At 61.8% G+C, this 12,538-nt stretch carries 9 protein-coding genes; 6 read left to right on the forward strand and 3 right to left on the reverse strand.

The annotated features are described in order from the left end of the window. Position 1 precedes the first annotated feature (1 nt). From BLS87_RS12410 to BLS87_RS12435, 5 genes are all read left to right on the forward strand, one after another. Positions 2–952 carry an ABC transporter permease gene (locus tag BLS87_RS12410; protein ID WP_425262217.1) on the forward strand — a complete coding sequence of 317 codons (951 nt, stop codon included), beginning with the start codon at positions 2–4 and terminating at the stop codon, positions 950–952. After that, entirely contained in the window at positions 942–1,772 is an 831-nt protein-coding gene (locus BLS87_RS12415; protein WP_074752786.1) for an ABC transporter permease, read from the forward strand. The genes BLS87_RS12410 and BLS87_RS12415 overlap by 11 nt, the downstream gene beginning before the upstream one ends. A gap of 227 nt (positions 1,773–1,999) precedes the next feature. Further along, positions 2,000–3,424, forward strand: a complete 1,425-nt coding sequence (locus BLS87_RS12420; RefSeq protein ID WP_074752787.1) for a gamma-aminobutyraldehyde dehydrogenase — start codon at positions 2,000–2,002, stop codon at positions 3,422–3,424. 292 nt (positions 3,425–3,716) lie between these two features. Next, the gene (locus BLS87_RS12430) at positions 3,717–5,195 is read left to right on the forward strand and encodes an APC family permease (protein ID WP_074752789.1); all 1,479 of its coding nucleotides are present in this window, start codon (positions 3,717–3,719) and stop codon (positions 5,193–5,195) included. A 350-nt stretch (positions 5,196–5,545) separates the two neighbouring features. Further along, positions 5,546–7,612: a hybrid sensor histidine kinase/response regulator gene (locus tag BLS87_RS12435; RefSeq protein ID WP_074752790.1), complete on the forward strand. Its 2,067-nt coding sequence runs from the start codon at positions 5,546–5,548 to the stop codon at positions 7,610–7,612. Positions 7,613–7,699: 87 nt separating this feature from the next. Here BLS87_RS12435 and BLS87_RS12440 read toward each other — a convergent pair whose 3' ends face one another. From BLS87_RS12440 to BLS87_RS12450, 3 genes are all read right to left on the reverse strand, one after another. Further along, entirely contained in the window at positions 7,700–8,806 is a 1,107-nt protein-coding gene (locus BLS87_RS12440) for an NADH:flavin oxidoreductase/NADH oxidase (protein WP_074752791.1), read from the reverse strand. Positions 8,807–8,908: 102 nt separating this feature from the next. After that, entirely contained in the window at positions 8,909–10,624 is a 1,716-nt protein-coding gene (recJ, locus tag BLS87_RS12445) for a single-stranded-DNA-specific exonuclease RecJ (RefSeq protein WP_074752792.1), read from the reverse strand. A gap of 61 nt (positions 10,625–10,685) precedes the next feature. Continuing rightward, a complete protein-coding gene (locus BLS87_RS12450) occupies positions 10,686–11,228 on the reverse strand; it encodes a YaeQ family protein (protein WP_074752793.1) in 543 nt (180 codons plus the stop codon). 309 nt (positions 11,229–11,537) lie between these two features. Here BLS87_RS12450 and BLS87_RS12455 point away from each other — a divergent pair, with 309 nt between their 5' ends. Continuing rightward, a complete protein-coding gene (locus tag BLS87_RS12455; RefSeq protein ID WP_083370665.1) occupies positions 11,538–12,431 on the forward strand; it encodes a TIGR02285 family protein in 894 nt (297 codons plus the stop codon). Positions 12,432–12,538: the final 107 nt, after the last annotated feature.

Below are 12,538 nucleotides of genomic sequence, written 5' to 3' on the forward strand. Positions count from 1 at the left end.
GATGAGCCAGACACTCGCCCATTCGGCGCCGATGTCAGGGCAAACGCTTCTGCGGCGCTTTTCCAATCTGCTGTACCGACGGCCGAACCTGTACCTGTCGCTGCTGCTGATCCCGCCGCTGCTGTGGTTCGGCGCGATCTACCTCGGCTCGCTGCTGACGCTGTTGTGGCAAGGGTTCTACACCTTCGACGACTTCAGCATGACGGTCACGCCGGACCTGACCCTGACCAACTTCGGCGCGCTGTTCAACCCGGCCAACTTCGACGTGATCCAGCGCACGTTGAGCATGGCGATTGCCGTGTCCATCGCCAGCGCCATCGTCGCGTTCCCCATCGCCTATTACATGGCGCGCTACACCACGGGCAAGACCAAGGCGTTTTTCTACATCGCGGTGATGATGCCGATGTGGGCCAGTTACATCGTCAAGGCCTACGCCTGGACGCTGCTGCTGGCCAAAGGCGGCGTCGCTCAGTGGTTCGTTCAGCACCTGGGGCTTGAGCCGGTGCTGCAGGTGATTCTGGGAATTCCCGGTGTCGGCGGCAGCACCTTGTCGACCTCGCATCTGGGCCGCTTCCTCGTGTTCGTCTACATCTGGCTGCCGTTCATGATCCTGCCGATCCAGGCCTCGCTGGAGCGCCTGCCACCGTCGCTGCTGCAAGCCTCGGCCGACCTGGGCGCCCAGCCTCGGCAGACGTTCATGCACGTGATCCTGCCGCTGTCGGTGCCAGGCATCGCTGCGGGCTCGATCTTCACCTTCTCGCTGACCCTGGGTGACTTCATCGTGCCGCAACTGATCGGCCCACCCGGCTACTTCATCGGCAGCATGGTCTACGCACAGCAAGGCGCCATCGGCAACATGCCCATGGCGGCGGCCTTCACCCTGGTGCCGATCGTGCTGATCGCCATCTACCTGTCCATCGTCAAACGACTGGGGGCTTTCGATGCGCTCTAAACCTTTCGTGAAGCAGGGCGACCAGGCCTCCTGGGGTCTGAAGATCGCGGCGTGGGGCGGGCTGGTGTTTCTGCATTTCCCGATCCTGATCATCTTCCTGTACGCCTTCAACACCGAAGACGCCGCGTTCAGCTTTCCGCCGCAGGGCTTCACCCTGAAGTGGTTCAGCGTGGCGTTCTCACGGCCTGACGTGCTGGAGTCGATCAAGCTGTCTCTGCAGATCGCCTGCGTCGCCACGCTGATTGCCATCGTGCTCGGCACGCTGGCCTCGGCGGCGCTGTATCGACGCGACTTCTTCGGCAAGGACGGCATCTCCCTGATGCTGATCCTGCCGATCGCCCTGCCCGGCATCATCACCGGCCTGGCGTTGCTGTCGGCGTTCAAGACGCTGGGCATCGAGCCGGGGATGTTCACGATCATCGTCGGTCACGCGACCTTCTGTGTGGTGATCGTCTACAACAACGTCATCGCACGTCTGCGCCGCACCTCTCACAGCCTCATCGAAGCCTCGATGGACCTGGGTGCCGACGGCTGGCAGACCTTTCGCTACATCATCATGCCCAACCTCGGCTCGGCGTTGCTGGCCGGCGGCATGCTGGCGTTCGCGCTGTCGTTCGACGAAATCATCGTCACCACCTTCACCGCAGGCCACGAACGCACGCTGCCGATCTGGCTGCTCAACCAACTCAGCCGCCCACGGGATGTGCCCGTGACCAATGTGGTCGCGATGCTGGTGATGATCGTAACCATGCTGCCGATTCTCGGCGCGTATTACCTCACCCGAGGCGGGGAAAGCGTGGCCGGGAGTGGCGGGAAATAACCAAAGTGAGGCCGCGTGGCAGATCCCGCTCCCGGCCTGGAATACATACAACTGTAGGAGCGTGGCTTGTGTCTGGGCCGCATTCGGACGATCGGCCGGGAACCGGTCGTAAAACCTGCTAATGCGGTGTGTCAGTAAAACCGCGGCGCGTGATTTTGCGACTGCTGCGCAGCCGATCGCGGGACAAGCCACGCTCCTACATAGACTGAGTCATTCAGGAGAAAACAATGCAAACCAAACTGCTGATCAATGGCCAACTGGTCGCCGGCGACGGTCCCGCCCAGCCGGTGTTCAACCCTGCGTTGGGCCGGGTGCTGGTGGAAATCAACGAGGCCACCGAAGGTCAGGTCGACACCGCCGTGCGCGCCGCCGATGCCGCGTTTGAAAGCTGGTCGCAGACCGCGCCCAAAGACCGCTCGCTGCTGCTGTTGAAACTGGCCGACGCCATCGATGAAAACGCCGAGGAACTGGCGAAGCTGGAATCGGACAACTGTGGCAAGCCGTACCACGCTGCGTTGAACGATGAGCTTCCGGCCATCGCCGATGTGTTCCGCTTTTTCGCCGGTGCCAGCCGCTGCATGAGCGGCTCGGCCGCCGGTGAATACCTGCCGGGTCACACCTCGATGATTCGCCGCGACCCGGTCGGCGTGATCGCGTCCATCGCCCCGTGGAACTACCCGCTGATGATGGTCGCCTGGAAAATCGCGCCAGCGCTGGCCGCCGGCAACACTGTCGTGCTCAAACCGTCCGAACAAACACCGTTGACCGCGCTGCGTCTGGTGGAACTGGCCAACGATATTTTCCCGGCCGGTGTACTGAACCTGGTCTTCGGTCGCGGCCAGACCGTGGGCAACCCGCTGGTGACCCATCCGAAGGTGCGCATGGTGTCGCTGACCGGGTCCATCGCCACCGGCTCGCACATCATTTCCAGCACCGCCGACAGCGTCAAACGCATGCACATGGAGCTGGGCGGCAAGGCGCCCGTGATCATTTTTGACGACGCCGACATCGATGCTGCGGTGGACGGTATTCGCACGTTCGGCTTCTACAACGCCGGGCAAGACTGCACCGCCGCGTGCCGCATCTACGCGCAGAAAGGCATCTACGAGCAGTTCGTGCAGAAGCTCGGCGAAGCGGTCAGCAGTATCAAAGTGGGTCAGCAGGACGACCCGGAAACCGAGTTGGGGCCATTGATCACCGCGCAGCATCGCGACCGGGTGACGGGCTTTGTGGAGCGTGCGGTCGCGCAGTCGCACATCCGCCTAATCACCGGTGGCAAGGCCATCGAAGGCAACGGTTTCTTCTTCCAGCCGACGGTCATCGCCGACGCGCAGCAGGACGATGAAATCGTACGCCGTGAAGTGTTCGGCCCTGTGGTTTCCGTGACTCGGTTTGACGACGAGGCGCAGGTACTGGCTTGGGCCAACGATTCGGATTACGGCCTGGCGTCGTCGGTCTGGACACAGGATGTAGGCCGTGCCCATCGCCTGTCTGCCCGCCTGCAATACGGCTGCACCTGGGTGAACACACACTTCATGCTGGTCAGCGAAATGCCGCACGGCGGGCAGAAGCTGTCCGGCTATGGCAAGGACATGTCCATGTACGGGCTGGAGGATTACACCACCGTGCGGCATGTGATGTTCAAGCACTGACGCAGAACCACCGTAGGAGCGCGCTTGCCCGCGAAAGCTTTGCGTCAGTCAACGCATGATGGTTCCCACGCTCCGCGTGGGCATGCAGCCGGTAACGCTCTGCGTCACACCAGGGACGCAGAGCGTCCAGGGAGGCGTTACCCCTCGGAGCGAGGGAACGATCAAGAGCTTTCCACTCAAGAACGCTTTAACCGCAACTGCTTTTAAAACAATAACCACCGACCGGGTTGTGCCCAAGTGCATCGCCACGGCCTCGGCCATCCGAAATCTGCCGATTTCCTGGAGAAACACGATGAGCAGCATCCCCGTTCCACCGGCCGCCGACAGCGATGCCGAACAACTGAGAAAGTTGGGCTACACCTCCAACTTCAATCGCAGCATGAGCCTGTGGGAAAACTTTGCGCTGGGCTTCACTTACCTCTCGCCCGTGGTGGGCGTGTACACGCTGTTCGGCCTGTGTCTCGCGGCGGGCGGACCACCGATGTTCTGGGCCTATCTGCTGGTGGGAATCGGCCAGATGCTGGTGTGCCTGGTGTTCGGCGAAGTGGTTTCGCAGTTCCCGATTTCCGGTGGTGTCTATCCATGGGCGCGCCGCCTGGTCGGCAAGCGCTGGGCGTGGATGGTCGGCTGGGTCTACGCCATCGCCCTGTGCGTAACCATCGCCGCCGTAGCGGTCGGTGCCGGTCCTTATCTGGCCGCGATGCTGGGTTTTGAACCGAGCGCCAACACCAACATCGTCATCGCGCTGGTGCTGACGCTGTTCGCCACCGTCGTCAACCTCAGCGGCACCAAGGTGCTGTCACGCATCGCGATGTTCGGCTTCCTCTGCGAACTGATCGGCGCCGTGCTGGTGGGCGGGTATCTGCTGATCTTCGAGCGTCATCAGCCGCTGAGCGTGTTCTTCAACACCTTCGACATCCGCATAGACGGCTCTTACCTGCCGGCGTTCCTCACCGCATCGCTGGCCGGGATGTTCCTGTACTACGGTTTCGAAGCCTGCGGTGACGTGGCCGAAGAGACACCGAACCCAAGCAAGCAGATTCCCCGTGCCATGCGCATGACCATCTGGATCGGTGGCGCCGCTGCGATGTTCGCGTGCCTGGCACTGATCCTCGCCGTGCCGGACATGAACGCCGTGATCAATGGCACCGACAAGGACCCGGTTACCACCATCCTGAGCATGGCCTTCGGCGTCACCGGCTCGAAAGTGGTGATGGGCATCGTCATGGTGTCGTTCATCTCCTGCGTCATCAGCCTGCAAGCCGCCGCCAGCCGGTTGCTCTACGCCTATGCGCGGGACGAAATGATCGTCGGCAGCGACCTGCTCAAACGCATCTCACCCACTACGCAAATCCCGGTCGCCGCGCTGTTCGTTTCCGGCGTGGTGCCCGCCATCATCATCTGCCTGGGCTTTGTCCTGCAGGACGCCGTCGCCACCATCGTCAGCTTCGCGGCCATCGGCATCTACCTTGCCTTCCAGATGATCGTACTTGCCGCCCTGTTCGCCCGGATGCGTGGGTGGATTCCAAGCGGTCAGTTCAGCCTCGGTAAATGGGGCTGGCCGGTGAACCTCGGCGCGCTGATCTACGGCGTGCTCGCCATCATCAACATGGCCTGGCCACGCACACCGGACGCCGCCTGGTACATCAACTACTCTATGGTTCTGACGACTGTGATCGTCATCGGCCTGGGCCTGGTGTACATGTGGATCGGCAAACCGTATGACCACGGGACTGCACCTGCGGGTGATGCGTGGAAGCGCAACCCATGAACGCGTGGTACCTGACCTGACAGAGCCGCCGTAGCAGTACGACAACCGACGGTGGAGGTTTTGAAATCGCCGCCGTCGACAGGTCGAACAGCCGCTCCCCGGACTCAAAACACGTTCAATCGCGCCTCTCAGAGAAATGATTAGAATTTGATATCACTACGCAACCCCTGCGCTTCCCAATGGTCAACAGATCAGACGCTGCTCTGGATCGGTCGAGGCTTTTTTGCTATTCGTATGAGTAACAAAAAGTCATCAATACGTTCCTTTCACCCTTCAACTGGATATGAAAGGTGAGGATTTTCTCCGTCCGGCTCCGTACACTGATTTCCCCCTGACTGGAGCTTGCCTCGTTGACCAGATACCCGCGCTTCCCCGCAGGCGACAGTGAAGCGGGTCGTGCCCTGACGGCAATCGACTGGAGCACGACGACGTTGGGCCCGATGCAAGCCTGGCCTGCCGCGTTGAAGATCCACTTGAACCTGATCCTCAATTCACCGGAGTCGATGTATCTGCTCTGGGGCCCCGATCTACTGTTTTTCCACAATGACGCCTACGCACCGATTCTCGGGCCACGCCTCAACCAGGCAATGGGCGCACGCGTGGACGAGCTGTGGTCGGACGTGTGGAGTCAGGTCAAGCCTTATGCGGAGGACGCCCTGCGCGGCATTCCCTACGAATGTGAAGATCTGCCATTGACGATGGCCCGCTACGGTGAGACCGAGCACACGTGGTGGTCATTTACGTTTTCGCCGCTGATCGACGAAAACAACGAGGTGGTCGGGCTGTTGTGCGTCACTAACGAAACCACCCGTCGCGTGCTCGATCAGCGGGCGCTGAAGGCCAGCGAGCAAAGCCGTCTCGACCTGATTGCCGACCTGGAGCGCAAGGTGATCGAACGCGCCCATCAACGCGGCCTCACGTGGCAAGTCAGCCCGGACCTGTTGTCAGTGATGACGTCGCAGGGGCATTTCGAAACCACAAACCCTGCCTGGCGACAGACCCTCGGCTGGTCTGAGGATGAACTGTCCGGATTCACGTTCATTGATCTCCTCCATCCCGACGACGTTGCGCGAAGCCAGGTAGCACTCAACACGCTGTCGAGCAACCACCCGGTGCTCAATCTGGAAATCCGCTACCGCCACAAAGATGGCCGCTACCGCTGGCTGTCCTGGGTCGCGGTGCCAGAAAGCGGCAAGCTGTATTGCAGCGCCAGGGACATCACCACCGAAAAACAACAGGCCCAGGCACTGCGCACCGCCGAAGAAGCCCTGCGCCAGTCACACAAAATGGACGCCGTGGGGCAACTCACTGGCGGTTTGGCCCACGACTTCAACAACTTGCTGATGGGGGTCAGCGGCAACCTGGAGCTGCTGAAGCACCGTGTCGCCAAAGGCCGCACCGAGCATCTGGATCGCTACATCGACGCGGCGCTTGAGGGATCGCGTCGGGCAGCGGCGTTGACCCACCGCTTGTTGGCCTTTTCGCGCCGGCAAACCCTTGATCCGAAACTCACCGACGTCGATCACCTGGTCGACGGCATGGCCGAGTTGATTCGCCGTACAGTTGGCCCTTCCATTGCCATGGATGTGCTCGCAACCCAGGGGTTGTGGTCGACTCTGGTGGACCCTCCTCAGTTGGAAAACGCGCTGCTCAACCTGTGCCTCAACGCCCGCGATGCGATGCCCGATGGCGGGCAATTGTTGATCGAAACCAGCAACAGGCATCTTGATGCGGATGAAGCACGAGCCCTTGATCTGCCTGCCGGTGACTACGTGGCACTGTGCGTCAGCGACAACGGCAGCGGCATGACCGATGAAGTCCTCAAGCGTGCGTTCGACCCGTTCTTCACGACCAAGCCCATCGGCATGGGCACCGGTCTTGGCCTGTCGATGATTTACGGTTTTGCGCGACAGTCCGGTGGCGGCGTCCACATCGACTCCACGCCAGGACGAGGCACGCGCGTGTGCATTTATGTGCCGGCGTGCAACGAGTCAGCCCCCATCGCCAACGATCCACCGGATCACCGGGAGTTGCCCGATCGCACAGCAGGCGGCGAAACGGTGTTGGTGGTCGATGACGAACCTGCCGTACGGGCACTCGTGGCCGAGGCGCTGACAGATCAGGGTTATCGCGTACTGGAGGCTGACCGCGGCGCCGTGGCGCTGGACATCCTGCGAACACGGCAGACGATTGATTTGCTGGTTTCAGACGTCGGACTACCCGGCGGCATGAACGGCAGACAACTGGCCGATGCCGCGCGCTCGCTGCGACCCGGCCTGAAAGTCCTGTTTGTCACCGGCTACGCGGAAAACGCCGCACTGGGCAACGGTCAACTGGAGCCCGGCATGCATGTGCTGACCAAACCGTTTTCGATTCCCTCTCTGAGTGAGCGGGTGAAGGGACTGCTGGAAGAATAAGGCCCGGCCTTGGCTGACGGATGAAGCCCGTGGAAGCCGGCTGGCCGACTCCCACGCCTCGGGAACAAGCAGGTGCCTGGACATTGATCAGTCGCGCAAATCCGACTCGTGAATGGGCTGATCACGGTGCGTTGCGCGCTGGTATTGCGCCGGCCATACCGCTTTGCGCCCTCCCAGATCGTCGTCGGCATGCAGCGGCCAATACGGATCGCGCAACAGTTCACGCGCCAGCAGAATCAGGTCCGCCTGTCCTGTACGCAGAATCGTATCCGCCTGGAACGGCTCGGTGATCATCCCGACCGTCCCCGTCGCAATCCCTGACTCACGGCGCACACGGCCCGCAAATTCCGTCTGATACCCCGGCCCGACCGGGATCTCGGCATTGGCCGCCGTGCCGCCAGACGACACGTCGATCAAGTCGACGCCCAGCGTCTTCAAACGCTTGGCGAGTTCGACCGTCTCGTCCGGATTCCAGCCGTCTTCCACCCAGTCCGTTGCCGACACGCGCACGAACAGCGGCAGCTCTTGCGGCCACACCTCGCGCACGGCCTTGGTCACTTCCAGCGTCAGCCGGATGCGATTTTCAAACGATCCACCGTATTGATCACGTCGCTGGTTGCTCAATGGCGACAGGAACTGATGCAGCAGATAGCCGTGCGCCGCGTGTATCTCCACTACTTTGAACCCGGCGGTCAGGGCACGTTTGGCGGCGTCGACGAAGGCCTGGATCACGGTCTGGATCTGGTCCTCTTCCAGTGGGGTCGGTGGCGTGTGCTGCGGGTCGAAGGCAATCTTCGACGGACCCCACGGAATCCACCCGCCATCCTCCGGTTTGATGCTGCCGTGCTTGCCCAGCCACGGACGCCAGGTGCTGGCCTTGCGCCCGGCATGGGCGAGTTGAATACCGGCGACGGCGCCCTGGGCGGTGATGAATCGGGTAATGCGTTGCAGCGGTTCGATCTGATCATCGTTCCAGATGCCGAGGTCTTCCGGGGTGATGCGACCGTCGCGGGTCACCGCCGCTGCCTCGGTGAAGATCAGCCCCGCACCGCCAACGGCACGGCTGCCGAGGTGGACCAGATGCCAGTCATTGGCCAGACCGTCGACGCAGCAGTACTGGCACATCGGTGATACCGCGATGCGATTCAGAAAGGTCAGTTGGCGAAGGGTGTAAGGTTCAAGCAGCAGGCTCATGGGCACCTCTCAAGTCGACGTAAAGGTTCCTTTGTTATGAACCTAGAGCCTAGTCGACAACCCGAGAGAAGTTCAGGTTCCTGCTGCCGTGCATCGGGAGCGTCAGCGCGGCGAAATGTGCGCCACCATCAGTTGCACGGTTTCGTTGCCACGGAATTCGTTCAGGTCCAGCTTGTAGGCCAGCTCGACCCAGCGAACCGTCGGGTTGGGCCACACGTCGCGATCGACGCCGAACGCGATGCCGTCGAGCTTCACCGTGCCACATTCGGTCTTGAGCACCATCTTCAGGTGCCGCTCGCCCACCACGCGCTGCTCCACCAACTGGAACACGCCGTGGAACAGCGGCTCCGGAAAGTGCTGGCCCCAGGGCCCGGCATTGCGCAATGCGCGCGCCAGCTCCAGGTGAAATTCTTCAACCGCCAGCGTGCCGTCCGACAGCAGGCGCCCGGTCAGGTCCTCTTCGCTCAACTGACGGCGCACTTCGGCATCGAACGCCTCGGCGAAGGCCGGAAAGTTCGCTTCCGGCAAGGAGAGGCCGGCTGCCATCGCGTGGCCACCAAACTTGCTGATCAATTCGGGATGCTTCGCGGCCACGGCATCCAGTGCGTCACGAATATGAAAACCCGGCACCGAACGCGCCGAGCCTTTCAATACGCCCTCGCCCGCGCTGGCAAACGCGATGGTCGGCCGGTGATAACGCTCTTTCAGCCGCGAAGCGAGGATGCCGATCACGCCCTGATGCCATTCAGCCTCGAACAGGCACAGGCCAAACGGCATCGATTCCACAGACAAGTCCTTGAGCTGGGCCAACGCCTCACGCTGCATGCCCTGCTCGATGGATTTGCGGTCCTGATTGAGCTCATCCAGTTGCACGGCCATTTCCCGCGCCTGCGTCTCGTCGTCGCAGAGCAGGCATTCGATGCCCAGGCTCATGTCGTCCAGACGGCCGGCGGCGTTCAGCCTGGGCCCAAGGATGAAACCCAGATCGGTCGACGTAATGCGCGACGGCTCGCGGCGAGCGACTTCCAGAATCGCCCGCAAACCGGGACGCGCACGACCGGCGCGGATACGCATCAGGCCCTGATGCACGAGGATTCGATTGTTGGCGTCCAGCGGGACCACGTCGGCCACACTGCCCAGGGCGACCAGGTCCAGCAACTCACCGAGGTTGGGCTGTGCGCGGCCATTGGCCTCGAACCAGCCCATGTCACGCAAACGCGCGCGCAGGGCCATCAACACGTAGAACATCACGCCCACGCCAGCCAGCGCTTTGCTGGGGAAGGTACAACCGGGCTGGTTGGGATTGACGATGGCGTCGGCAGCCGGCAACTCGTTGCCCGGCAAGTGGTGATCGGTGACCAGCACATGCAAACCCGCGGCCTTGGCGGCAGCGACGCCCTCGACGCTGGAGATGCCATTGTCCACGGTCATCAACAGATCAGGCTGACGTTCCAGCGCCACCTGAACGATCTCCGGCGTCAGGCCGTAGCCGTACTCGAAGCGGTTTGGCACCAGATAATCCACATGGGCCGCGCCCAGCAGGCGCAAGCCCAGCACACCGACCGTGCTGGCCGTGGCGCCGTCCGCATCGAAGTCGCCGACGATGAGAATGCGCTGGCGCTGCTGCAAGGCCGTCACCAGCAGGTCCACGGCCGCATCAATCCCCTTGAGCTGCTGATACGGAATCAGCCGCGCCAGCCCCTTATCCAGCTCATCCTGCGACTGCACGCCGCGAGCCGCATAAAGGCGGGTCAACAAGGGGGGCAGGTCGCCCAGAAAAGGCAGGGTGTCGGGCAACTGGCGTGGTTCGATGCGCATGCGGGTTCCGCTGATGTTCTTTTGTTGGAGCTGATGGGGTGTCGCGTCGGGAGGTCGGCGCTCAGCCGCGCTCGCCCGCCAACCACTGCAACTGCACTTCATGCTGACCGCGATCGTCGGTCACGAAAATCGTGCCTTCGCTGATCATCACATCCCACTTGATCACCCGTGGCATGTCCTTGGCCAGCGTCTCCAGCACGTCCTGGGGAACGGCTGCGATGTTGACGTTCTTCAGATTCTTCACAGCCGGTACGACCTTGCCTTCCCACACGCGCAGACTGCCGTAAGCCAGCAGACTGGTGCGCTCGGTACGACGTGAGCACCAGGTCAGGCGGTCAGCGTCGGGCTGGCCGACTTCGATCCAGTGCAGCACGCGATCGTCCAGGCTCTTTTCCCACAACGCAGGCTCGTCCACGTCCGACAGGCCACGTCCGAACGACAGATGCTCGTTGTACCAGAACGCGTAAGCCAGCAGGCGCACCGTCATGCGCTCTTCCGTTTCCGAAGGGTGGCGCGCGATGGTCTGTTTGACGTTTTCGTAAACCCCACGATCGAGGTCGGTGAGGTTCAGTTCGAATTTGTAGGTCGTGGACGGCTGGGCCATGAACGGGCTTCTAAAGACAGGAAAGGCGCCAAGTCTACCCGATGCGGGACCGTTGAACGAACGAACTCGACGGTCGCCTCGCCCCTGCCCGCAAATTCACTGTGCCGCAGGCTCCGTGCAGTGCTTTACTGATCCGAAGGTGACGAGTGTTAAACAAATGATCCACAACGCCGATACCTTACTGCGAGACCCTCTAGCATGAAGTATTCAGAGCGGCCCGTTGCCGACGTCTGCTGTCGATCCGCCCAAGGCGATCGAGGGTGCGTTGTCCTCGGACTCAGTCAGTTTTTTCGGGAATTACATCGACGGATGGTCAATCGTTACCCGCTTTTCCACAAAGCCGGGCTTGTGCTCCTGCTGGCCACCTCGGTATTGGGCGCGACACCGGGAACCGCACACGCCAAGGAGACGCTCACCTGGCTGTTACGTGATTTCCCGCCACTGACGATCTTCACCGGCCCGCAAACCGGTCAGGGCGCGATCGACAAGCTGATGCCCGAACTGATTGCGCGAATGCCCGAATACAATCACCAGATCATGCACGTCAACCGGGCACGCGGGACGCAGATGCTTCAGGATCCTGACGTTTTCGCCTGTGACCCGACCCTGCTGTGGACCCCGGAGCGCGAAAAAACCATCCTGTTCTCGATTCCCGCCTATGCCACGCCCGGCAATGGCGTCACCATCGAACGCAGCAAAGAGGCGCTGTTCACGCCGTTCCTGGACGAAGACGGCCATCTCGATCTCGCCGCCCTGCTGGCGAGCAACACGGTCAAGGTCGGCATCGTCGCCGAACGCAGCTATGGGCCGGTGGTGGACAAGATCCTTCGCGCTACCCCGCAGCCCGACATCCTGATCCTTCACTACGGCAACGCCGCCGTGGGCAGCATGCTGCAAATGGAACGCATGAACCGTTTCCAGGCCATCATCAGTTACTGGCCAGAGGCGCGCTATCACGCCCAGCAGCAGGGCATCCCTCTGACAGAACTTGAGTTTTTCCCGGTCAAGGGCGCACCCAAATACCAGTTCGCGCACATCGGCTGTTCAAAGACTGACAAGGGGCGCGCAGCCATGGAGATCATCAACCGGGAAATGCGCGTGCTGCGCAGCACCAGGCTGATTGGTTTCTACGCGGAGTGGATGGTCAAGAAAGAAGAGTACCTGCGCGATGCCCAGACGTTTTTCGACGAACCGCCGAAGTGAAACGTCAGCCGGCGACCGAGTGGCTGTCTGACGGTCAGGCAAAAAGAAACCCCGAGCAGCGGGGAGACTGCTCGGGGTCAACCGTGGTCCTTCTTGGACCCGTACGG

It is taken from the genome of Pseudomonas abietaniphila (assembly GCF_900100795.1).
GTDB lineage: Bacteria > Pseudomonadota > Gammaproteobacteria > Pseudomonadales > Pseudomonadaceae > Aquipseudomonas > Aquipseudomonas abietaniphila.